Annotated in this window: 21 protein-coding genes and 1 riboswitch; of the genes, 19 read left to right on the forward strand and 2 right to left on the reverse strand. The window is 50.7% G+C overall.

Translation table 11 applies throughout. The annotated features are described in order from the left end of the window. The first annotated feature begins 59 nt into the window (after window positions 1–59). The 4 genes from KNO69_RS03555 (at window position 60) to KNO69_RS03570 (ending at window position 6283) form a co-directional block, all read left to right on the forward strand. Window positions 60–2813, forward strand: a complete 2754-nt coding sequence (locus KNO69_RS03555) for a bifunctional 2',3'-cyclic-nucleotide 2'-phosphodiesterase/3'-nucleotidase (protein ID WP_214816143.1) — start codon at window positions 60–62, stop codon at window positions 2811–2813. Between the two features lie 185 nt (window positions 2814–2998). Next, a complete protein-coding gene (locus tag KNO69_RS03560; protein ID WP_078147282.1) occupies window positions 2999–4441 on the forward strand; it encodes a carbon starvation CstA family protein in 1443 nt (480 codons plus the stop codon). A gap of 95 nt (window positions 4442–4536) precedes the next feature. Next, window positions 4537–5208 (forward strand): PAQR family membrane homeostasis protein TrhA, encoded by a 672-nt coding sequence (gene trhA / locus KNO69_RS03565; protein WP_012726872.1) that lies wholly within the window; start codon window positions 4537–4539, stop codon window positions 5206–5208. A 157-nt stretch (window positions 5209–5365) separates the two neighbouring features. Then, window positions 5366–6283, forward strand: a complete 918-nt coding sequence (locus KNO69_RS03570) for a proline dehydrogenase family protein (RefSeq protein ID WP_078147281.1) — start codon at window positions 5366–5368, stop codon at window positions 6281–6283. 226 nt (window positions 6284–6509) lie between these two features. On the opposite strand, the gene KNO69_RS03575 is transcribed toward KNO69_RS03570, so the two are convergent. Then, window positions 6510–7412 carry an SDR family oxidoreductase gene (locus tag KNO69_RS03575; protein ID WP_214687164.1) on the reverse strand — a complete coding sequence of 301 codons (903 nt, stop codon included), beginning with the start codon at window positions 7410–7412 and terminating at the stop codon, window positions 6510–6512. A 214-nt stretch (window positions 7413–7626) separates the two neighbouring features. On the opposite strand from KNO69_RS03575, the gene KNO69_RS03580 reads away from it, so the two are divergent. The 6 genes from KNO69_RS03580 to gcvH all read left to right on the forward strand — a co-directional run bounded on the left by KNO69_RS03580 (window position 7627) and on the right by gcvH (window position 14681). After that, window positions 7627–10038 (forward strand): 3-hydroxyacyl-CoA dehydrogenase/enoyl-CoA hydratase family protein, encoded by a 2412-nt coding sequence (locus KNO69_RS03580; protein WP_214683893.1) that lies wholly within the window; start codon window positions 7627–7629, stop codon window positions 10036–10038. Window positions 10039–10056: 18 nt separating this feature from the next. Further along, a complete protein-coding gene (locus KNO69_RS03585; RefSeq protein WP_012726865.1) occupies window positions 10057–11229 on the forward strand; it encodes an acetyl-CoA C-acetyltransferase in 1173 nt (390 codons plus the stop codon). Between the two features lie 13 nt (window positions 11230–11242). Next, window positions 11243–13027, forward strand: a complete 1785-nt coding sequence (locus KNO69_RS03590) for an acyl-CoA dehydrogenase family protein (RefSeq protein WP_214683894.1) — start codon at window positions 11243–11245, stop codon at window positions 13025–13027. An 89-nt stretch (window positions 13028–13116) separates the two neighbouring features. After that, a complete protein-coding gene (locus KNO69_RS03595; RefSeq protein WP_214683896.1) occupies window positions 13117–13848 on the forward strand; it encodes a hypothetical protein in 732 nt (243 codons plus the stop codon). A 47-nt stretch (window positions 13849–13895) separates the two neighbouring features. Further along, complete coding sequence (locus KNO69_RS03600; protein ID WP_214816146.1) at window positions 13896–14249, forward strand: arsenate reductase family protein; 354 nt, start codon at window positions 13896–13898, stop codon at window positions 14247–14249. 48 nt (window positions 14250–14297) lie between these two features. Beyond that, window positions 14298–14681, forward strand: coding sequence for a glycine cleavage system protein GcvH (gene gcvH, locus KNO69_RS03605; RefSeq protein ID WP_012726861.1), 384 nt, complete (start codon window positions 14298–14300; stop codon window positions 14679–14681). 38 nt (window positions 14682–14719) lie between these two features. Here gcvH and KNO69_RS03610 read toward each other — a convergent pair whose 3' ends face one another. After that, on the reverse strand, window positions 14720–15775 hold the full coding sequence (locus KNO69_RS03610) for a PTS sugar transporter subunit IIC (protein ID WP_251024865.1): 1056 nt from the start codon (window positions 15773–15775) through the stop codon (window positions 14720–14722). A gap of 180 nt (window positions 15776–15955) precedes the next feature. On the opposite strand from KNO69_RS03610, the gene KNO69_RS03615 reads away from it, so the two are divergent. The 9 genes from KNO69_RS03615 to sufU all read left to right on the forward strand — a co-directional run bounded on the left by KNO69_RS03615 (window position 15956) and on the right by sufU (window position 24577). After that, on the forward strand, window positions 15956–16213 hold the full coding sequence (locus KNO69_RS03615; protein WP_078147274.1) for a thioredoxin family protein: 258 nt from the start codon (window positions 15956–15958) through the stop codon (window positions 16211–16213). Window positions 16214–16665: 452 nt separating this feature from the next. After that, window positions 16666–16772: riboswitch (SAM riboswitch) on the forward strand. 77 nt (window positions 16773–16849) lie between these two features. Next, window positions 16850–17878, forward strand: coding sequence for a methionine ABC transporter ATP-binding protein (locus tag KNO69_RS03620; RefSeq protein ID WP_012726858.1), 1029 nt, complete (start codon window positions 16850–16852; stop codon window positions 17876–17878). Next, window positions 17868–18530, forward strand: a complete 663-nt coding sequence (locus tag KNO69_RS03625; protein WP_012726857.1) for a methionine ABC transporter permease — start codon at window positions 17868–17870, stop codon at window positions 18528–18530. Before KNO69_RS03620 ends, KNO69_RS03625 begins: the two co-directional genes overlap by 11 nt. Before the next feature lie 30 nt (window positions 18531–18560). Then, window positions 18561–19394, forward strand: coding sequence for a MetQ/NlpA family ABC transporter substrate-binding protein (locus tag KNO69_RS03630; protein ID WP_214683899.1), 834 nt, complete (start codon window positions 18561–18563; stop codon window positions 19392–19394). A gap of 101 nt (window positions 19395–19495) precedes the next feature. Continuing rightward, window positions 19496–20710 (forward strand): MDR family MFS transporter, encoded by a 1215-nt coding sequence (locus tag KNO69_RS03635; RefSeq protein WP_214757535.1) that lies wholly within the window; start codon window positions 19496–19498, stop codon window positions 20708–20710. Window positions 20711–20888: 178 nt separating this feature from the next. Next, window positions 20889–21650 (forward strand): Fe-S cluster assembly ATPase SufC, encoded by a 762-nt coding sequence (gene sufC, locus KNO69_RS03640; RefSeq protein WP_143180266.1) that lies wholly within the window; start codon window positions 20889–20891, stop codon window positions 21648–21650. A 12-nt stretch (window positions 21651–21662) separates the two neighbouring features. Then, window positions 21663–22931 (forward strand): Fe-S cluster assembly protein SufD, encoded by a 1269-nt coding sequence (sufD, locus tag KNO69_RS03645; protein WP_214816149.1) that lies wholly within the window; start codon window positions 21663–21665, stop codon window positions 22929–22931. 1 nt (window position 22932) lies between these two features. Further along, on the forward strand, window positions 22933–24153 hold the full coding sequence (locus KNO69_RS03650) for a cysteine desulfurase (RefSeq protein ID WP_031422927.1): 1221 nt from the start codon (window positions 22933–22935) through the stop codon (window positions 24151–24153). Next, window positions 24143–24577 carry a Fe-S cluster assembly sulfur transfer protein SufU gene (gene sufU, locus KNO69_RS03655; protein ID WP_026825487.1) on the forward strand — a complete coding sequence of 145 codons (435 nt, stop codon included), beginning with the start codon at window positions 24143–24145 and terminating at the stop codon, window positions 24575–24577. Before KNO69_RS03650 ends, sufU begins: the two co-directional genes overlap by 11 nt. Window positions 24578–24591: the final 14 nt, after the last annotated feature.

Here is a 24591-nt window from a genome sequence, read left to right on the forward strand (position 1 = left end):
GGCTGGTGTTATATTGAATATGGTTAGACAATTATCAACCAGAAAAAGGGGACAATCACATGAAAACCGCATTGAAATGGTCGATCGCGACCGCGCTCGTGTTACCAACCGTTTTGCCACTACAGGCACCGAACGTCTTGGCAGAAGTGGACGAGGATATCGTCAAGCTCCGTTTCTTAGAGACGACAGACTTACATACGAACATCACGAACTACGACTACTTCCAAGACAAGATCGACAACACAATCGGGTTGACGAAAGTCGCGACACTCATCAAGGAACATCGTGGAGCCGCTGGGGAAACGAACACATTCTTGTTCGATAACGGGGACACGATTCAAGGGACACCGTTTGGCGATTACGTCCGTGAGAGCCAAGTCGATAAAAATGAAGCGTTCGAACATCCGATGTACAAGGCGATGGCGGCACTCAACTACGATGCCGTCACACTCGGGAACCATGAATTCAACTTCGGTCTCGCATTCTTATACAACGCGATGGAAGGGTCGAAAGGGAAACTGCGTTTTGTCAACTCGAACGTCAAAGATTTAGAAGGCAACCCAATCGTCTCGAAGTTCAACGTGGATGGACAAGAGGTCCAAATCATCGAACGAACGGTCACAGACTTGGATGGGGAAACGCATACGATCAAAGTCGGCGTATTCGGAGTCGTCCCTCCGAAAATCATGTCATGGGATTCGGGGAACCTTCAAGGCCGTGTGACGGCAGAGGATATCATCCCGTCCGCACGTGAAGCGGTTCAAAAATTGAAAGACCAGGGAGCGGACGTCGTCGTCGCCCTCGCGCACTCAGGCATCGGTGACAGTGCGGCGCTCGCGGACGAGCAACTCGACAGCGAAGAGAACGTCGGATACGCGCTCACGAAGATTGACGGACTCGACATGGTCATGACGGGGCACCAACATGGTCGCTTCCCGGATGCGAAAGGCATGTTCGCTTCATTCCCGAACGTCGACATGACAAAAGGGACGATCAATGGCAAACCGGTCGTCATGGCGAACAACCAAGGGAAGGACCTCGGCGTCATCGATTTTGAACTTGAACTCGTAGAAGGGAAATGGCAAATCGTCGATGCGTCAGCAGCACTCGATACGGTGACGGCTGATACGGCGGTCGACCCGACGATTCAAGCGTTGATCGAAGACGACCACTTGGCGACGATCGACTACATCAACCAACCGGTCGGTGAGATTCAAGATGACATCCAGAGCTACTTCGCACTCGTCCGTGATGATGCATCGGTTCAGTTCGTGACGAACGCACAGAAGTGGTATGTCGAGAAAGAGCTTGAAACGAACCCGGAACTTTCTGCATATAAAGAGTTGCCACTCTTGTCAGCAGGCGCACCGTTCAAAGCGGGTGGACGTGAATTGACAGATGCAAGCTACTATACGAATATCCCGAAAGGGCAAATTGCTTTGAAAAACGTCGCGGACCTTTACGTGTATCCGAACACGCTCGAAGTCGTCAAAGTGACAGGAAAAGATGTCATGGATTGGCTCGAGATGTCAGCGGGTGCGTTTGACCAAATCGAAGAAGATGGCGAAAACTTACTCAACCTTCAATTCCGTAGCTACAACTTCGATATTCTCGACGGTTTGACGTATGAGATCGATGTCACAGGTCCTGCGAAGTTCGATGTCGGCGGAAAGCTCGTCAACGAAAACGCGAATCGCGTGAAGAACGTCGAGTACAATGGACAACCGATCAAGATGGACCAAGAGTTCTTAGTCGCGACGAACAACTATCGCGCAGGTTCTTCATCGTTCCCAGGCCTTGGTGGCGGGAAGAACATCGTCTATCGCTCAGCGTATGAGACACGTAACGTCATCTCGGACTACATTGTCGAAAGTAAAGACAAGTTGGACTACAAAGCCGACAACAACTGGAAGATTGTCGCAGACGCGAAACGTTCGGTGACATTTGAAACAGCGGATGCGGGTAAGCAGTACTTGAACCTTTACGAAGGTATCAAAGCGACGGACGCGACGCGTGAAGATGCGGCAGGTCGTCTCTTCCGTACCTATACGACGGAGCTCGAGGCAACACCGGTTGATTTGACGCTTTCGGTCGATGTGATCAAACCGGGTGCAAAAGTTGTAACCGGGAAAACGGCGCCAAATGCGAACGTGACATTGAAAGATGGCCAAACGGTTCTCGCCACGACGACAGCCGATGCAGAAGGCATGTACCGTTTGACGGTCAAGCCACTCAAACTTCGTCAGTCGTTGACGATTGAAAGCGAATTGAACGGGAAGACGATGACGGAAACGAAAGTCGTCGGAGACGGATTTGTCGGAGCGCCTGCCATCTCGAAACGTTTGACGTATGCCAATACGCCAGTACTGAAGGGAACGTCTTCGCCAGGTGCGAAAATGGTGTTGAAGCGGGACGGAAAACGAATCGCCTATGCGACGGCAGACGCATCTGGTAAATTCGAATTCACGAAGCGTGCTGGTTTCGTTGCGGCAAGCTATGAAATCGAAGCGAAAGATGTTTCTGGTAAAGTAGTTGAATCCGAGTCATTTGTGATTGAGAAACCTAAGATGGTGACGCCGAAGAACACGAAAGGCGTGAAAGCGGGTACGCGTGCCTTGATCGGGAAAACGACACCAGGCGCGACGGTCCTCTTGAAAGACGCCAAAGGCAAGCAAGTCGCAAAAGTGAAGGCGAGCTGGGCTGGTACGTATACGTTCACATTCAAAAAAGGCCTTGCGAAAGGGACGTACAAAGTCATCGCGAGTGACTACGATGGTTCTGGCGCAAAACAATCAACTTTCAACTTGAAATAAGTACAGAACGACGTCCGAATCGGGCGTCGTTTTTTGTCGAATAAAAGTGTCTAAAATGTGAATGAAAGCCCTTACATTATCATCTAGTCTTATGTATAATCAAACATGTAATCGGTTACATGACACGTGTAAACCGAAGAGCCGATGGGGTTCGGCTACATATGTACGGAAAAGGGGACTGACAGATGATTACATTCTTCGTCGCACTCGCACTACTTTTGGTCGGGTATTTGGTATATGGTCGTTACGTCGAGAAGACGTTCGGCATCAAGGAAGAGCGGACGACTCCTGCCTATGCGTCTCAGGACGGCATCGACTACGTGCCGATGGGCAAAAAACGGAACTCGATGATTCAATTGCTCAACATCGCCGGTGTCGGACCAATCTTTGGACCGATCATGGGGGCGCTCTACGGACCGGTCGCCTTCCTTTGGATCGTCTTCGGATCGATCTTTGCCGGTGCGGTTCATGACTATTTGACAGGAATGATTTCCCTTCGAAACAATGGGGCACACTTGCCACAACTAGCGGAGAAGTTCCTCGGACGTTCGCTCCGCCATATCGTCAACGGGTTTGCACTCTTACTCTTACTTCTTGTCGGGACGGTGTTCGTCACGTCTCCGAGTAACATGATCAACAACTTGTTCGATGGGAACGCATCGACGCTCACCATCGTCATCTTCGCCGTATTCGCTTACTACATCTTGGCGACGCTTCTCCCGGTCGATAAGATTATCGGACGTATCTACCCGTTCTTCGGGGCGCTACTCGTCATCAGTGCCATCGGGATTGCGGTCAGCTTGTTCGCTCAAGGATACAAGATTCCAGAGATGACATTGACGAACATGCATCCGGACGGCTTACCGATCTGGCCGCTCCTCTTCTTCACGATCTCGTGTGGGGCGCTCTCTGGTTTCCATGCGACACAGTCACCGATCATTTCGCGGACGACGATGAAAGAAAGCAACGGTCGTGAAATCTTCTACGGCATGATGATCGCCGAAGCGGTCATCGCGATGATTTGGGCTGGAGCGGCGATGGCCATCTTTGAGCCGGGTGAATTACTTGGACTCATCAGTGCGGGCACTCCGGCACTCGTCGTGCAAGAAGTGGCGACACTCATGCTCGGCAGCATCGGCGGCACGCTCGCGATTCTCGGAGTCATCGTCTTACCGATCACGTCAGGCGATACGGCATTCCGTAGCGCCCGAATGATTATCGCGGACTACATGTCGATCGCACAGAAGAAGTTCTCGTCACGTCTTTGGATCGCACTCCCACTCTTCGCAATCTCATACGTGCTCACGAACATGGACTTCCAAATGCTTTGGCAATACTTCAACTGGGCGAACCAGACGACGGCGGTCATCGCACTGTTCGTCGGGGCGATGTACCTTTACATTAAAGGGCGCAATCACTATATCGCGCTCCTTCCGGGGACGTTCATGTTGTATGCGGTTTGGTTCTACATCTTGACGGCGCCAATCGGCTTCAAGCTGGACGGAGTTCTTCCGTACGTCATCTCGACACTCGGCACGTTGACGCTTCTCGTCTTGTTCCACAAACGGGCACGCGCGATGCGAGCAGCACAAATGGAATGTGACGTTCCGGTGAAAGAAGTCGCATAATCTCGACACGGGCTAATCGGTAGCCCGTGTTTTTGATTGTGTTTAAATCGGGAAATGTCCATACTAGAAAGAACAGTTACGGAAGGTGGGAGCACATGAAACAAGAACAACTCAAAGAGATGCTCCATGCCGACACGCTCGGGGAAGAGATTGCGAGCGCGGTCACGCACGGCCTGGGAGTCATCTTCAGCATCGTCGCCCTCGTCCTGCTCGTCATGAGCGCGACAGAGAGTGGGAGCACATGGAACGTCACCGCGGTCAGTGTGTTCGGGGCATCGATGATTTTACTCTATCTCTTCTCGACGCTCATGCACGCCATTCCGCATCCACGGGCGAAGCGGGTGTTGCAAGTGTTCGACCATGCGGGGATTTACTTACTCATCGCCGGAAGTTATACGCCGTTCGCCCTCGTGACCCTTCACGGGACGCTCGGCTGGACGTTATTCGGGATCGTGTGGGGTGTGGCAATTCTCGGGATTGTGTGGAAACTATTTTCGACCGGAAAGTACATGTGGGTGTCCAATGTGACATACCTCGCACTTGGCTGGATCTGCATCATCGCCATCCGTCCGTTGTATGAATCACTCGGTCATCAAGGGTTCATGCTTCTTCTCGCAGGAGGGATCGCCTATTCGGTCGGTATCGTGTTTTACGTGTGGCAAAAACTGCCGTTCAACCATGCCATTTGGCACTTGTTCGTCCTAGCGGGAAGCGTGTTCATCTTCCTCAGTATTTTACTCTATGTCGCACCTTCGACAAGCCTATAAGACAGCCGTCCTACGGGACGTCTGTCTTTTTTGAAAAGTTGGGAAGAAAGTGCTGCAAACGGTTACAAAAATACAGACGAAATGACGTTTGTGTGTCATAATAATTGCAGACATCATCATAGAGATAGATGGGTGTAAAAGTAAGGGGGAAAATCAGATGGAAAAAGTGTTGCGCGATGGATTTATCTACATGTCACAAAACAAAACACTCAACAGTTTGGCAAAGAAATATGGCCTACGATTTGGTGCATCACGCTTTGTAGCAGGGGAAGACTTTAAGGCTTCTGTCCCGACGATTCGCGAATTGAACGCGAAAGGGTTGTCGGTCACGGTCGATCATCTCGGGGAATTTATTAAGACGGTCGAAGAGGCGAATACGAATCGCGACGAGATCATGCGTGCGATTGAAATTATGGCAGAAGAGCAATTAGACGCCTATATGTCACTCAAGCTGACGTCACTCGGATTCGATATCTCGGACGAGTTGATTGAAGACAACATGCGTCAAATTTTGACGGTCGCACAACGAGTCGGGGTCTTTGTGGCCATCGATATGGAAGATGAGCAGCGTTGTGAAAAGACGCTCGAATTGTTCAAAAAGCTGAAAGCTGAATTCGACGGTCTCGGAACGGTCATCCAGTCGTACTTGTACCGCTCGGAAGATGACATCAATCATCTTGCGCCGCTCAAGCCGAACCTCCGCATTGTCAAAGGGGCATATAAAGAGCCGGCGACGGTCGCGTTCCCTGAAAAAGAGGACGTGGACCATAACTACGTGAAGCTCGTCAAACTCCATCTTGCGAACGGGAACTACGCATCCATCGCGACACACGATGACCATATGATTGACGCCATCATCGAGCACGTCAAAGAGAACAACATTCCACTCGACCAGTTCGAGTTCCAGATGTTATACGGCATCCGCGTCGAGCGTCAACTCGAGCTCGTGCGCCAAGGATACAAAGTCCGTGTCTACGTGCCATACGGTCGTGACTGGTACGGTTACTTCATGCGCCGTCTCGCAGAGCGCCCGGCAAACGTGGCGTTCGTGTTAAAGGGAATGGTGAAGAAATAAAATGAGCACGAACATTCGTCGAGGATGTTCGTGCTTTTTGATGTATGGATAACGTCGATACATTCGGTCTTCTATGTAGCGGAGGTGTTACGATTTCTTGTTCTCGTCCTCACTTACCCAAAAATCTGGACCGATTTGATCGGACAGCCAAAAGAAAAGTTCTTGATGTTCTTCTGGATGAACTGCACAAAAAGAAGACTCAGCTACGAACTGAGTCTTCGAACAATTATCCATTAATCACGGTTCCACCATTTACGTGGATGACTTGACCACTGACGTATGTCGAATCATCGCTTGCGAGATAGACATACGCCGGTGCGAGTTCGGCCGGTTGCCCCGGTCGTTTCATCTCTGCTGAATCGCCGAACGATTTCACCTTCTCCGCGTCAAACGTTGACGGGATGAGCGGTGTCCAAATCGGTCCCGGGGCGACCCCGTTGACGCGAATCTTCTTGTCCGCCAAGTTTTTGGCGAGCGAGCGGGTGAATGCCGTGATGGCACCTTTCGTCGATGCATAGTCAATCAATTGGTCGTTTCCTTCATAGGCTGTGATCGAGGTCGTATTGATGATGCTCGCTCCTTCTTTTAAGTAGGGGAGCGCTGCTTTCGTTAAGTAGAACATGCTGAAGATATTCGTGCGGAACGTCTTCTCGAGTTGATCGTCTGATATATCGAGGAGCGACTCCTGTGGATGTTGTTCGGCAGCGTTATTGACGAGGATGTCAATCCGACCGAACGTCTCGAGCGTCTCTTCAACGACTCGTTGACAGAAAGAAGATTCGCCGAGGTCGCCTTGAAGCAAGAGACAGGCTTGACCTAAGTCCTCAATCCGTTCTTTCGTCGCTTCCGCGTCCTCGAGTTCGTTTTGGTCTTTATAGACGATGACGGAGTTCGCACCTTCGTGGGCGAAAAAGATGGCGACCGACTTTCCAATTCCGGAATCCCCACCGGTGATGATGGCGACCTTATCTTTTAACTTGTCACTACCTTTATAATCTTCCCGTTCATAGATCGGGAAAGGCTCCATCTTCGAATCGATTCCCGGTTGGTGTGCCTGTTCTTGGGCTTTCTTCTTAAACGACTCAAAGTCCTTTCGGCTACCGACAGTGTTTAAACGATTATCATGCATGTATACATTCCCCTTTCTGAATTTGACTCTTTTTGTCTATACCACACCCATTGAAAACTAATCGCTCATTCAAAAAATGGAATGAAATTGAAAAATGAACGCTTGCGAATGAATGTTCATTCATTTATGATAGAAGAGTAAACACGATGGTGATTGCGATTTTTTTTACGCGTGAAATGAATCACTATTCATTCTCATTTTAGGGGGGAACACTATGACGAGTCACATCGAACAATCAACCGACCTCCGTTTGACGAACTCAATTCGTTTTGCGGTCGTCATCGGTTCAGGAGTAATGGGGGCGGGGATTGCGGCTCACTTGGCGAACGCGGGGATTCGTTCGCTCATGCTCGACATCGTACCACGTGAATTGACATCTAAAGAGGAAGCGAAAGGGTTGACGCTGGAGTCACCAGAAGTACGCAATCGCATCGCCTCAGAAAACCGTCAAAAACTACTGAAACAAAATCCAGCACCACTTGCGACAGCCGATCATCTCAACTTCATCGAAGTCGGGAACTTAGAAGATGACTTAGAGCGTTTGAAAGAAGCGGATTGGGTCATCGAAGTCGTCGTCGAACGTCTCGATGTGAAGCAACAACTCTTCGAGAAGATTGCACCTTACATCCGTGAAGATGCGATTCTCAGCTCGAACACGTCAGGGATTTCCATCGAAGCGATGGCAAGTGCCCTTCCGGAAGGATTGAAATCACGCTTCCTCGGGACACACTTCTTCAACCCACCACGTTACTTGAAGTTGCTCGAACTCATCCCGACGGAGAAGACAGCCCGTCCGGTCATCGACTTCATGTCACGTTTCGCAGAAGACCGTCTCGGCAAAGGTGTCGTCGAAGCAAAAGACACACCGAACTTCATCGGGAACCGGATTGGGACATATGGTCTTCTCGTCACGTTTGAAGAGATGCTCAAACAAAACGCTTCAATCGGAGAGATGGACTCGATCACAGGTCCACTCATCGGTCGTCCGAAATCGGCGACATTCCGCACACTCGATGTCGTCGGAATCGACACGTTCGTCCACGTGGCGGGTAACGTCTACGAGACGCTCGAAGCTGGGGAAGAGAAGGACGCGTTCGACGTCCCTTCAGAAATGAAGCAACTCGTCGAAAAAGGCTGGATCGGACAAAAGGCCGGTCAAGGCTTCTATAAGAAAGAAGGCAAGGTCATCCAGGAGTTGAACCTTCAGACGTTCGAATACGAACAATTGAAAGCGATTACAGGTCCTGAGCTCGATCAAATCAAGTCACTTCCAGGCTCAAAAGCGAAATTGAAAGGTGCCATCTTGAACAAAGGTCGCGTCGGACAATTGCTCTGGCCAATCACGGCGAAGACGCTCGCTTACTCGGCACGTCTCACTGGTGAGATTGCCGATACGATCGTTGCGATTGACGATGCGATGAAGTGGGGCTTCGGTTGGAAGTTTGGACCGTTCGAGATGTGGGATGCCCTCGGTGTGGAGAAATCAGTCGAGCGTATGAAAGCGGAAGGCTATGACGTCCCGGCATGGATCGATGAGATGCTTGCTGCAGGCAACACGTCATTCTATAAGGGAGACCAGTATTACGATAAAGCGTCGAAGGCGTATGTCGAGAAGACCGTCAACCCGAAAGAATTGAAACTCAAGCCGCTCGCAAAATCAAACGGCATCATCCTAGAGAACGGTGGGGCACGCCTCGTCGATATCGGCGATGACGTCGTCGCACTCGAATTCACATCACCAAACAACGCGATCGGTGTCGACATCATGCAGATGATCGAACAGTCGATCGACCGCGTCGAGCAAGACTTCAAAGGAATGGTCCTCGCCAACGATGGCAAGAACTTCTGTGTCGGAGCCAACCTTGCGATGATGCTCATGGAAGCAGAAGACGAGAACTGGTTCGAACTCGATTGGATCATCAACAAGTTCCAACAAGTCGTTCAAAAGATTCGTTATTCAAGTCGCCCGGTCGTTGCCGCACCATACGGCATGACGCTCGGTGGTGGTACGGAAATCAGCTTACCGGCAGCCCGTATGCAAGCCGCGCTTGAGACATATATGGGTCTCGTCGAAGTCGGTGTCGGCCTCATCCCTGGTGGAGGCGGAAACGTCAACACGTACCGTCGTCTCCTTGAGCAGACACCAAAATCGATGCAAAACATCGAGAAGGCTGCGCAACAGACATTTGAGAACATTGCGATGGCGAAAGTATCGAAGTCGGCATTTGATGCGAAGACACTCGGTTACCACCGTGCGGTCGATGGCATCTCGATGAACCGTGACCACTTGACGTTCGATGCGAAACAGACGGTCCTTGAACTGGCTGACGGGTACACGGCACCGGTTCGTGAAAAGTTACCGGTCGTCGGTCAAACAGGGAAAGCGACGCTCGAACTCGCGGCGTATGAAATGTTCTACGGCGGTTATATTTCAGAGCATGATTTGAAGATTGCGAAGAAACTCGCGCACGTCATCAGTGGTGGCGATTTGGCATACGGTACGCTCGTCGATGAACAGTATTTCCTCGACATCGAGCGTGAAGCCTTCTTGAGCCTCATCGGGGAGCCGAAGTCACAACAACGGATGCAACATATGCTCGTGAAAGGCAAACCACTACGGAACTGATAAAGGGGGACAAAACAGATGAGGGAAGCAGTCATCGTAGCCGGCGCACGGACGCCGGTCGGAAAAGCAAAACGCGGTTCGTTCCGTAACGTACGTTCGGACGAGCTCGCGGGATATGCCATCAAGGCAACGCTTGAGCGTTCAGGATATAAAGGCCCGATTGATGACGTCATCATGGGTTGTGCGATGCCAGAAGCGGAGCAAGGGATGAACATCGCTCGCTATGCGGCGGTCCGGGGGGGACTGTCGCACGAAGTTCCAGCGATCACCATCAACCGCTACTGCTCGTCAGGTCTTCAAGCCATCGCGGATGCGGCGGCGAAAATCATGATCGGTCAAGCGACGGCCATCATCGCCGGCGGTATGGAGTCGATGAGCCAAGTGCCGATGGGTGGTCACGTCATCCGTCCAAACCCACACATCATGGAGACGGCACCAGAGTACTACATGAGCATGGGACATACGGCAGAACGTGTCGCAGCTGAATACAACATCTCGCGCGAAGACCAAGATGCATTTGCTATCAACAGTCACCAAAAGGCGGCGGCAGCCATCGCAGGTGGCAAGTTCCAGGAAGAAATCGTTCCTGTGACGGTCATCGAGCACGTACTCGGTGAAGACGGGAAAGTCGCGGAAGTGGAGAAAGTCGTCAAGCATGACGAAGGTGTCCGTGCCGATTCAACAATCGAAGCGCTCGGTAAACTTCGCCCGGCTTTCAAAATCAAAGGATCGGTCACGGCGGGTAACGCTTCACAAGTATCCGACGGAGCAGCAGCAGTTCTCGTCATGGACCGTGAAGAAGCAGAACGCCAAGGATTGCAACCGATGGCCAAGTTCCTCTCGTTCGCGGTCGGCGGTGTCCGTCCGGAAGTGATGGGAATCGGACCAGTCGTCGCCATTCCGAAAGCACTCGAGATGGCTGGCGTGAAGTTAGAAGAAGTCGGATTGTTCGAGTTGAACGAAGCGTTCGCGAGCCAGTCACTCGGTGTCATCCGTGAACTCGGCATCGATCCATCGAAAGTGAACGTGAACGGCGGCGCTATCGCCCTCGGTCACCCACTCGGATGTACGGGAGCAAAACTTTCAGTCTCGATCTTGCACGAAATGAAACGACGCAATGAGAAGTATGGGGTTGTCACGATGTGTATCGGCGGCGGAATGGGCGCGGCTGGTGTCTTCGAATTACTATAAGGGGGAATCGGATATGGAACGTACAGAACATGAATTGATTAAAGGCGGTAGCTTTGTCATTGACGCACTCGACGCAGAGCGTCTCTTCACACCAGAGGATTTCTCAGATGAGCATAAGATGATTGGGGACACGACGGCAGGATTCGTCGATGACCGCGTCATGCCAGTCCTCGAGCGCATCGAGAAACACGAGTTCGACCTCTCTGTCGAATTGTTGAAAGAAGCGGGCGAGCTCGGTCTTCTCGGAGCAGACGTTCCAGAAGAGTACGGCGGTTACCAACTCGATAAAATCTCATCTTCGATCATCACGGAGCGCTTCGCGAAAGCACGTTCGTTCGCGCTCAGCTACGGCGCACACGTCGGGATCGGGACGCTTCCAATCGTCTTCTTCGGATCAGAAGAGCAAAAACACAAGTATTTGCCAAAACTCGCGACAGGTGAATGGATCGCGGCTTACGCCCTCACGGAGCCAGGCTCAGGTTCTGACGCCCTCGGTGCGAAAACGACAGCTGTCTTGAACGAGGCGGGCACGCACTACGTCTTGAACGGTGAGAAACAATGGATCACAAACGCCGGCTTCGCGAACGTGTTCGTCGTATACGCAAAAATCGATGGCGACAAGTTCAGTGCCTTCATCGTCGAGCGTGACTTCAAAGGAGTCTCAACAGGCGCAGAAGAACAGAAGATGGGAATCAAGGGCTCGTCGACACGTACGCTCATCCTTGAAGACGTCGAAGTACCAGTCGACAACCTTCTCGGTGAAATCGGAAAAGGTCACGTCATCGCCTTCAACATCTTGAACGTCGGTCGTTACAAACTCGCAGTCGGAGCAGTCGGTTCTTCAAAACGTGCATTCGACCTCTCGGTTCAATACGCGAACGAGCGTAAACAGTTCAAGACACCGATCAGCCAATTCCCACTCATCCAAGAGAAATTGGCGACGATGGCAGCGAACATCTATGCGATGGAAAGTTCAGTCTATCGTACAGGTGGTTTGTTCCAGGACAGCTTGGACGCACTCGGTGATGAGAACATGCGCGACGGATCAAAAGTCGCACAAGCAATCGCAGAATATGCGATCGAATGCTCACTCAACAAAGTATTCGCTTCTGAAACGTTCGACTACGTTGTCGACGAAGCGGTCCAGATTCACGGTGGATACGGATTCATGGCAGAATATGAAGTCGAGAACCTCTATCGTGACTCGCGAATCAACCGCATCTTCGAAGGAACGAACGAGATCAACCGTTTGATCGTCCCAGGTACGCTCCTCAAGAAAGCGATGAAAGGTGAATTGCCGCTCCTCGCAGAAGCGCAAAAACTTCAAAAAGAGCTCATGAGCTACATGCCACAAGAATTGGACGGCTCACCACTCGCTCGCGAGAAGATGCTCCTTTCGAACATGAAGAAGATCAACTTGATGGTCGCGGGTACAGCTGTCCAGAAGTATCAACAAGACCTTCAAAACGAACAAGAAATCTTGGCGAAGATCGCAGACATGATCAGTGCCATCTATGCGCTTGAAGCAGCCATCGCTCGTACAGACAAAGCGATTGCCCGTTCAGGCGAAGAGAAGAACACGCTCAAAGTCCGCTACACAGAAATCTTTGCGGAGCAAGTGTTCAAGCAAGTCGAACTCATGGCGAAAGAAGTGTTGTACGCAGCGGCGTCTGGTGACGAGCAACGTATGCTTCTCTCGGCAATGAAGAAGTTCAGCCGCTATCAACCGATTAATGTGATCGGCACGAAGCGCGAAGTCGCAGCGAGCCTCATCAAAGCGAACAAGTTTATCGTCTAATCAAATGGACAGAAAGGGTGGACCGGACGCGGTCGACCCTTTCTTTTTTTGAGCTCTGCCACGTACAATAGAGACGAGGGGGAGAGACGATGACAAAACGAGATGTATTACTCGACCGGATGGAACGCATTGGACGGTCCGTTGCCGAAAAGGACGGGACGCTCATGCTGCTCGCATTGGGTTCGATTGGACAAGAGACGGAGCGGTTGGATGAGTATTCGGACCTCGATTTCTTTTTGATTGTCGAAGATGGGCAGAAGGCGCGCTTTATCGACCGACTCGACTGGCTCGAGGTCGAACCGCTTCACTATCAGTTCCAAAACACGAAGGACGGGCATAAAATCATGTATCAAGATGGCATTTATGGTGAGTTCGCCGTCTTTGAACTGCATGAACTGGCGACCATCGCCTATACGCCAGGACGTGTCGTCTGGCGACGGGACGAGGCGCTCGAAGTATTTGCGACACCACGCCTCGAAATCACACGTGAATCAGCGGATTATTATTATGAAGAGGCGTTGACGAACCTATATGTCGGCTTACTTCGGGAACGTCGGGGCGAGATGCTCGCCGGATTCGAACTCGTCCAAGTCGCGGCCGTTCAAAACGTCTTGAAGGCGCTCGGCGGACAAGGAGATCCGTTCAATCCGACACGCCGGGTCGAGTCAAGACAGCCGGAGATGATTCCCTTCTTGTCAGATGGGGTAAAAGGATACGGCAGGTCAATCGAGGCGGCAGCGGCGATCTTACGGTTGATTGAAGCGAGGCACGAAGTGAACCCGACGATGAAGCGAGAGATTGAACGGTTGCTTGAGACGTGAATTGATTTCTCGGAATATGCTACATTGAGAATAGAGGTGATGAACAGATGGTGACACTATACGGCTATCCACCATGCAGTACATGTAAAAAAGCAGAAAAATGGTTGAAGGACCAAGGCATCGCGTATACATACGCTCATATCGTTGAATCGACACCGACGAAAGCGGAACTCGCCGAACTGTGGAAACAATCAGGTCTACCACTCAAGAAGTTCTTCAATACGAGCGGGCAAGTCTATCGGAACGAAGGCATCAAGGACAAGCTGCCAAATCTATCAGAAGACGAACAACTTGAGCTATTAGCGAGCAATGGTATGCTTTTGAAGCGACCAATCGTCACAAATGGTGAAAAAACGACCATCGGATTTTCAGAAAAGTCCTTTACGGACGTTTGGGGCTAAGTGCTATAATACAGATGTGAGTCTAATTTATTTGAGGGGGAAGTTAGGATGAGCAAAGTACCAGCAAATTTACGTTATTCAAAAGAACATGAGTGGGTAGAAGTAAACGGAACGAAAGCCCGCATCGGCATCACGGATTTCGCACAAAGCGAACTAGGGGATATCGTGTTTGTCGAACTCCCAGAAGTCGATGGTACGATTTTGCTCGACGAGCCATTCGGTTCAGTCGAATCAGTGAAGACGGTCTCTGAGTTGTATGCACCAGTATCAGGTCGCATCACAGCAGTGAACGAGGACCTCGCGGATTCTCCAGAACTCGTCAACGAGTCACCGTTTGAAAACGCATGGATGATCGAAGTCGAGTTGACGGAAGAGTCAGACCTCGACAAGCTCATGTCTGCAGAAGAATACGAAGCGATGATTCAAGGATAATCAAAACCGGCCTCTCCAATGGAGAAGCCGGCTTTTTTTTACTCGAAATCGAGTCGGTAATGATCGGATTTGACGAGAGTCGCCCGTTCAAACACGCGATAGAAGAAGATTCCGAGTGCGACGGGAATCAGACCGAACAAGACGATGACGAGCAGGACGTTGAAGAGAGCGAATCCACCCGGCATGAGATGAAGGGCGTTCACTGGACCGATGAGTCCTGACACCCCGAACCCGGCGCTGATTGGCGTTCCCTCAATTTTTAGGATTCCAGCGAGCGCACCGAGAATCGCCGCATTTGCCAAAATGGGAAGCATCATGATGGGGCGTCGGACAAAGTTCGCCATCTGAATCTTCGGAGAACCGAGGAAATGGGCAATCGATGTGCCGGTCGCGTTCGCCTGCCATCCGGCGATCGCGAGACCGAATCCGGCTGCAACGACTCCGAGGTTCGCCGCACCCGCCGCGACACCGGACAGGCTGATGGCCGTCGCAATCCCGACGGTCGAGATCGGCGAAACGATGATGAGCGAGAACGCCATGGCGATCAGGATCCCCATGAGGACCGGTTGCAGGTCAGTCATGGTCATGATGAGTAGACCGATATACGTCGTGATTTGGGAAATGTACGTCAACAAGAAGGTACCGATGCCTCCTGCGACGACAATGATGGTCATCGGCATAACAATGACCGTATACGTCTTCAAGTGGGGAGCGAGCTTCATGACTAGAAGTGTAGCGATTGCAGCGGTCACACCGGCTGTGATCACATCCCCGATGCCCGCCATCACGAACGCACCTTCGTCGATTCGAACGGCACCGCTACCGACATACGTTGCAATCGCGATCGTCCCGGCTTCGAGAATCGATCGTCCGAACTGCATGGCGACCGCTAGCCCGATAATGGCTGGCAGAAGCCGCATCGCAATCGTCGTCGCATCCAATATGAATTGAAGAGACGGAAAATACGGAAGTATGGCTTTCGTTAATTCACCGAGTAGTGCGCTCGGGATAAGGGCGATCAGAATCGCCATGCTGAGACCGTTTAAGACGTTCATCGTGAACTGTTTCATCGTACCTGTTGTTGGTTCCGTCATCATTCATTCACCTGTCCTTCTTCTTTGCTGTTATGTACAAAAGCGATAAAGTTAGAACCCATATTATTCCTCTCACCAGAAAGAGTCAAGAGAATCATTGAAAAATTCTGAAATTTCATCAAAGCACGATTTTTGAATGGGAATCCATCGCCCCTTATAATGACAAGAGAGGTGAGAAGAATGATTACAGACGGATTCTTATATATATACGCCCCGATGTGTGGTACATGCGCTGTGGCGGAAAAAATGTTGACGGTCGTCGAAGCGGTCGACCCTGAAATTAAAATCGAAAAGCGAGATGCGAACTATATCCCAAAAGAGCTAGAAGCCTACCAAGTGATGAGCGTACCCGCCCTGTTGAAGCTTGAAAATGGCGAGGTTCAAGATCGATTGTACGCGTTTCAAAATGTGCAACATGTCCTCTCTTTCGTGAAGTGAGAGAGGAACATTAGAATAATCTGAAAATTTTAAATAATCAGTTGACACAGAAAGTTCACGAATGGTATATTCATTACAACATCTTACTTGAACACAAAATAGGACGCGATATTCCCGATATCAAGACGTTTTGGCGAAGCCGCTGCTACCTTTATACGAATACACGTCAGTCTTCCCTTCGATTGTCCCCCAAAAAAATCAAGCGAAGACAGACGTTCCGTATAATCGCACGGTCCAAGCTAAGATCGAGTGATGATTGGTGAATCTCCCCCATATAAGGATGTAAATCTTGAACGGGCAAAAGATTTTCATCTATGGGCTGTCCTTCCGTGACTCAAGGTGCTACGTTCTGTGTCGTCCTCGGACGGCACCTTTTTTTAATTTTTTTTTGAAAAAAGGATTTGACAGCAGAAAAAGCTGTCGCTATGATAAAGCTAATCGAATACACAACACTCTTATCAAGAGAGGCTGAGGGACTGGCCCTATGACGCCCAGCAACCGCGGAGCAATCCGAAATGGTGCTAATTCCAGCAAGGTGAGAAACCTTGACAGATGAGAGCAATCGTTGTCCGTACGATAAAGTGCGCACGTTTGCTCAAACGTGCGCGCTTTTTTTGTTGTCAGGAGGGAAAGGTATTGATTCAATTACGAAACGTCGCCAAATGGTTCGATACGAAGAATGGTCGTGTCCAGGCGGTCGATGATGTGTCACTAACGATTGATCGCGGTGAAATTTTTGGAATAATCGGATATTCGGGGGCGGGGAAGTCGACGCTCATCCGATTGCTCAACCGTCTCGAGTCTCCGTCAAGCGGTGAAATCGAGGTCGCCGGGAGTGAGCTCACGAAGCTCAGCCCGAAAGAACTACGGGGAGTTCGCAAGAACGTCTCGATGGTCTTCCAGCACTTTAATCTTCTGTGGTCGCGCACGGTCGCAGAAAACATCAGCTTCCCACTCGAACTGATTGGGGTTCCGGCAAGTGAACGGAAACGACGCGTCCAGGAACTCGTCGAACTCGTAGGCTTGGCTGGTCGCGAGGATAGCTATCCATCGCAACTGTCGGGCGGTCAAAAACAGCGAGTCGGGATTGCCCGCGCGCTCGCTACCAATCCTGAGGTTCTCCTCTGTGATGAAGCGACAAGCGCGCTCGACCCGAAGACGACGGATTCGATTCTCGAACTGCTCGTCAGCATCAATAAAAAGCTCGGATTGACGATTGTCCTCATCACGCATGAGATGCACGTCATCCAAAAGATTTGTCACCGTGTCGCCGTGATGGAGGCCGGAAAAGTCGTCGAGACGGGTCAAGTCTCGGACGTGTTCCAACATCCGGAGCAACCGATTACGAAAGAATTCGTCAAGCAAATCGGGGCGGTCGACGATCTGTCGCTCACGTTCGAACACCTTAAAGAACGGTATCCGAGCGGTCAAATCGTCAAATTGAAATTCTTGAACGAGACGGCAGAACAACCGATTTTGTCTGACGTCCTCAAGACGCATGATATCGGATTCAACATCATCGGCGGGAACGTGACCCAGTCACAAGTCGGTGCGCTCGGTACGCTATTCATCCAACTGATTGGGGAAGCAAGTGAAATCGAACGTGCCATCACGTCGATTCGTTCGCAATCCGTAGAAGTGGAGGTGGAAAGCGATGTTTCCTAACGTAGATTGGCAAATTATGATGGAGCAGACTTGGGAGACGTTATACATGACGCTCGTCGCAGGTGTGGCGACGTTTGTGATCGGACTCGCTTTAGGTTTGATTCTCTACATTACAAACGAATCACTTTTATTGAAGAATCGTCCGATTTACGTCTTCGTCAGCGCGATCGTCAACGTGTTCCGTTCGATTCCGTTCATCATCTTAATTATCTTACTCATCCCGTTCACGTTGTTCCTACTCGGGACGATGCTCGGTTCGACGGCGGCGCTTCCGGCGCTCATCATCGGAGCGGCACCGTTCTACGCTCGGATGGTCGAACTTGCGCTTCGTGAAGTCGACCGTGGGGTCATCGAGGCGGCCGAATCGATGGGGGCGACGAAATGGCAAATCATCTATAAAGTCTTGATTCCGGAAGCTCTTCCGGCAATCGTGTCGGGACTCACGGTGACCATCGTAGCCATCGTCGGTTATACGGCAATGGCGGGGGTCGTTGGGGGCGGCGGACTCGGGAACTTGGCTTTCTTGGAAGGATTCCAACGCTCACAAAACGACGTCACGTTCGTGGCGACGGTGCTCATCTTGATCATCGTGTTCGTCATCCAATTCATCGGTGACCGACTCGTCACGAAAATTGATAAACGTTCAGCATAATCACACATATACTATTTGGAGGGATTCATTATGAAAACTTGGAAAACAGTACTCGGATTGACGGCATTATCAGCATTCACAGTTCTCGCGGCTTGCGGCGGGGAAGAGGCAGAAACAGGTTCTGGCGATGACAAAACATTGATCGTCGGTGCGTCAAACGTACCGCACGCTGAGATTTTAGAGCACGTACAAGAAGAATATGAAGCAAAGGGCTATAAACTCGAAATCAAGAAGTTCCAAGACTACGTGCTTCCGAACAAGACGCTCGCAAGTGGAGAACTCGATGCGAACTACTTCCAACACGAACCATACCTCAAGTCACAAATGGCTGAAAACAAAGACTACAAATTCGCATCAGCGGGTGGCGTCCACATCGAGCCAATCGGTGTCTACTCACAAAAATACAAATCGCTCGACGAGCTTCCTGAAGGTGCGGAAATCATCATGAGCTCATCGGTCGCTGACCACGGACGAATCCTTACGATGCTCCAGTCAGAAGGTCTCATCACGCTTGCGGAAGGCAAAACGGTCGATGCGACGGTCGCTGACATCGTCGACAACCCGAAAGACTTGAAATTCAAGACGGACGTGGAAGCAGCACTTCTTCCGACGGCTTACGACAACGGAGAAGGCGATGCGGTCCTCATCAACACGAACTATGCAATCGATGCAGGTCTCAACCCACTCGAAGATGCGATTGCACTCGAAGGGGAAGACTCACCATACGTCAACTTGATCGTCACGCGTGAAGGGGACGAAGAAGACGAGCGCGTCAAGGCACTCCTCGAAGTATTGACGTCTGAAGAGACACAACAGTGGATCTTGGACGAATACAAAGGTGCGGTCGTACCGGTCAAACAATAAGTCATCTCGACTCAGGAGTCTTCCTCCTGGGTCTTTTTTTGTCTAGTGTTCTTTCATAAAGAGAAGTACACTACATATATGAAAGAAAAGGGGGGACTTGGATGAAGCTCAGACAGATTCATCCACTGACGTGGGGCGTCCTGTTCGGGACGTTTTTTGCACGACTGGCGACGTTTTTTGTCATGCCATTTTTTGCGATCTATCTGGCCACGCTCGGCTTTTCGGCGAGTGTGATCGGAACGATCTTTGCTGTGACGGCACTTTCAGGTCTGTTCATGAGCTTCTTTGGGGGGACACTCTCTGATCGGTATGGACGAAAACAGCTCATGTTGATTGGGATCGTGCTGAATGCCGTCACGTTCGCTGGTCTCGCACTTGCGACGGAACTGTTTTGGTTTTACATGCTATCGATGTTGATGGGGATGTCGCGATCATTCCTAGAACCGGCTTCGCGTGCACTCATCAGTGATACGACGCAGGCAGATCAGCGAGTCATCGTCTATAATGTCCGTTACTTCATGATTAATATCGCCGCGGCCATCGGACCACTCTTAGCTGTCGTTTTATCACTCACTGGTGTGAAGACTGCATTCTTCGTCGTGACGGCTGTCTACATATTATACGGGATCATTATATCTATCTTGTTTTACAAATATCCGTTTGAAGAAGGGGACGGAATCAAGGCACGCCCGCGCTTGACGGAGACGTTTCGTGTTCTGAGAGATGACCGAACGTTTCGGGCGGTCATCATCGGGATGATCTTCGCGATTATCGGTTATAGCCAGTTCAATTCGACGCTCCCGCAATTCATCGCGCTACGCGATGGATTAGAAGAAGGCTCGAGATTATTCGCCTACTTATTAACGACGAACGCCATCACGGTTCTCATCGTCCAATATCCGATTATGCGTTTCGGGATTCGTGTCTCTCCGATCAAGTCACTCTTTTTCGGGATTTCGACCTTGTCATTCGGACTTTTGCTTATTGGATTTGCGACGGTCGAATGGGTACTCTTTGTCGCGATGGCCATCTTTACCGTCGGTGAGGTGTTGATGTTCACGATGACGGACGTCTTGACAGATGAACTCGCGCCGGAACATTTACGGGGGACGTATTTCGGGGCGATGGGATTGACGTCACTCGGACAGACAATCGGACCGATTATCGGGGGTGTATTACTCGATACATTCGGTCAGTCATCGCTTCCTGTATTCGGAAGTTTGGCGCTCTTGACGGGGTGCGGTGCCTTTTTCTTCGCGGCTGCCGTACGAGAGCGGAAAGCAGTCCTCGCACTCGTCGAAGAAAATGCCGGATAATGTCTTGATTTCCTACTATTAGCATTCTCAACTTTTATCATTCTATTGAGAATGAATTCTAAGGTGAGTCGCTTGAAATAAAAAAATGACTAGTCTAAGATTAGAATATATCTAATCTACGCCATTCACTATGGCGAGAAAATACGGAAGGGGTATCCGAATGTCTAACGTACCACAAATGAAAATTGATGACCTCCGCGTCTCAATCGAAGGAAAAGAGATTGTCAAAGGTCTTAACCTAGAAATTAAAGGTGGCGAAATTCATGCCATCATGGGTCCTAACGGGACTGGTAAATCAACACTCGCATCAGCACTCATGGGTCATCCACTTTATGAGGTCACTGGGGGAAGCGTCGAATTAAACGGCGAAGATGTCCTCGAGATGGAAGTCGACGAGCGCGCACAAGCAGGGATGTTCCTTGCGATGCAGTACCCGGCTGAAATCAGTGGTGTCACAAACGCGGACTTCTTGCGTTCGGCAATCAACTCACGTCGTGAAGAAGGTCAAGAAATCTCGCTCATGAAGTTCATCCGTGAACTCGATGCGAAGATGGAGCTTCTCGAAATCCCTTCAGAAATGGCACACCGTTATTTAAACGAAGGATTCTCAGGCGGTGAGAAGAAGCGTAACGAAATTCTTCAAATGATGATGATTCAACCGAACATCGCCATCTTGGATGAAATCGACTCAGGTCTTGATATCGATGCCCTTAAAGTCGTTGCCAAAGGCGTAAACGAAATGCGTTCAGAAGAGTTCGGCTGCTTGATCATCACGCACTACCAACGTCTCCTCAACTATATTGAGCCAGACTTCGTACACATCATGATGGACGGGAAAATCGTCATGTCTGGTGGTAAAGAGCTCGCACAGCGACTCGAGGCAGAAGGTTACGACTGGGTGAAGCAAGAACTCGGAATGACAGTAGACACAGAAGCGTAAGGAGGCTGTACGATGACCGTACAATTTGAATTGGATGCACAAGCGTTGTCGGCACGTGCAGAAGCGCTCGGCGGACCAGCATGGATGGTCAACCGTCGTAAAGAGGCAGCAGAACTTGCGCCGACACTTGCTTTGCCAAAAGTTGAAAAAATTAAGATTGATAAGTGGGACTTCACAGCGGGAGATGTCGAGCTCGAACAAAAAGACGGCTTGACAGCGGACATCGAATCACTCCTCGGAGACCACCGGACAAACGTGCTCGTTGAACGCAACGGTCATGTCGTCTATAACGAATTGTCGATGCCTGAAGGCGTTTTGTTCATGGGAATCAAAGAAGCGATGGAGCAACATCCTGAGCTCGTTGAGAAATACTTCATGACGGAAGGCGTACGTATCGATGAAGAACGTCTTTCGGCGTTGAATGCTGCCCTCACAAACGGTGGTGCATTCATCTACGTACCGAAAAACACGCAATTGAAAGATCCGCTTCAAGCGATCTTCACGATGGAACAGGCGAACGGTGCCCTCTATCACCACACGATCCTCGTCGCTGACGAAGGTAGTGAAGTGACATACATCGAAAACTTCCTTTCTGGCACGAATGAACCGCACACGGTCAACGTCGTGACGGAAGTATTCGCTGGAGAGAACGCGAAAGTCGTCTTCGGTGGTGTCGATCAGCTCGCTGAATCAGCACTTACGTTCATGAACCGTCGCGGTGTCGTCTATGCGAACGGTCGCCTCGATTGGGCGCTCGGTCACATGAACGACGGGAACTCGGTCGTCGAGACGAAGACTCACCTCGTCGGCGACAACACGTATTCAGATACAAAAGCTGTGACAATCGGTCGCGGTGCACAGAAACAAAACTTCAACATTCGTACCGACCACTTCGGGAAAGCATCTGAAGGGTTCATCTTGATTCACGGTGTCCAAAAAGACGCAGCCACTGCAATCTTCAGCGGGACATCGATGATTCACCACGGTGCGTCAAAATCGAACGGTGTACAAACAGAGCGCGTCTTGATGCTCTCTGAAAAAGCACGTGGGGATGCCAACCCGATTCTTCTTATCGATGAAGATGACGTTATGGCAGGTCACGCAGCGTCTGTCGGTCGTGTCGATGATGTTCAATTGTACTACTTGATGAGCCGTGGTTTGTCTCGCCAAGAGGCAGAGCGTTTAATCATCCACGGATTCTTGACGCCTGTCGTCGAAGAACTCGCAATCGATTCGGTCAAAGACCGTCTCCGCGAAGTCATCGAAGGGAAAGTACGTTAAGATGTTGAACGCCTCGATTCGTGAACAGTTTCCGATTTTAGATCAGGAAATCAATGGACACCCGCTCGTTTATCTTGATAGCGCAGCGAGCTCACAAAAGCCGCTCGCTGTCATCGAGGCGATCGAGGACTATTATCGTCGCAACCATTCGAACGTGCATCGTGGCGTCCATACGCTCGGGACGCAAGCGACGGATGCGTATGAAGGGGCACGCGAACGCGTCCGCTCATTCATCCATGCGGCGGTTCCTGAAGAAATCATTTTCACTCGTGGAACGACGACGGCCATCAACTTGGTCGCATCGAGCTACGGAGATGCGAATGTCGGTGAAGGCGACGAGATCGTCCTCACTCCGATGGAACATCATGCGAACTTAATCCCATGGCAACAACTCGCCAAGCGAAAAGGCGCGACACTTCGTTACGTCGAGCTCACGCCGGACGGACGTGTCACACTCGATGCCGTTCAAGCGGTGTTATCAGACCGGACGAAAATCGTCGCGATGAGCCACGTCTCGAACGTACTCGGGACGATTAACCCGATTGCCGAAGTCGCTCGACTCGCGCATGAGAAAGGTGCTGTCATGGTCGTCGATGCCGCGCAAAGTGCACCGCACCGAAAACTTGACGTCCAAGCACTCGACTGTGACTTCCTCGCCTTTTCTGGACATAAGATGCTCGGACCGACTGGGATCGGTGTCTTATATGGGAAGAAGCAACTCCTCAAAAACATGGAGCCGGTCGAGTTCGGTGGCGAGATGATTGACTATGTCGATTTATATGAATCGACGTGGAAAGACATCCCGTACCGTTTCGAAGCGGGAACACCAATTATCGCCGGAGCGGTCGGACTTGCGGCAGCCATCGATTTCTTAGAAGAAATCGGTCTTGAAAACGTCGAAGCACACGAACGTGAACTCGCGTCTTACGCAATCGAGCAGATGAAAACGATTGAAGGGATCGAGATTTACGGTCCTGAAGATCGCGTCGGTCTCGTCACGTTCAACTTGAAGGACGTTCATGCTCACGACCTCGCGACTGTGCTCGATATGCAAGGTATCGCGGTTCGTGCCGGTCATCACTGTGCACAACCACTCATGCGTCTTTTGAAGCAATCATCGACGGCACGGGCGAGCTTCTATTTGTATAACACAAAAGAAGAAGTCGACCGCTTCATCGAGGGATTACGTCAAACGAAGGAGTATTTCAATTATGAGTTTTAATAATCTCGACATGTTGTACCGCCAGGTCATCATGGATCACTATAAAAACCCGAGAAACCGTGGCGTCATCGAAGATGGCGTGACGGTGGACTTGAACAACCCGACGTGTGGGGATTCGCTTCGTCTTCAACTACAGGTCGAAGACGACATCGTCAAAGATGCGAAGTTTGAAGGGGAAGGCTGCTCAATCAGTCTCGCCTCGGCATCGATGATGACCCAAATCGTCAAAGGAAAAACAGTAGAAGAGGCGCTTCAACTCGCCAACATCTTCTCTGAAATGGTTCAAGGAAAAGAGTACGACACGGATACGTTTGACCTCGGTGATATCGAGGCGCTCTCAGGCGTATCGAAATTCCCGGCTCGAATCAAGTGTGCCACGCTCGCGTGGAAGGCGCTTGAAAAAGGAGTAGACGAGGACGCGTAAGGAGAAGGAGGAGA

The organism is Exiguobacterium sp. s131 (genome assembly GCF_018617345.1).
Lineage (GTDB): Bacteria > Bacillota > Bacilli > Exiguobacteriales > Exiguobacteriaceae > Exiguobacterium > Exiguobacterium profundum.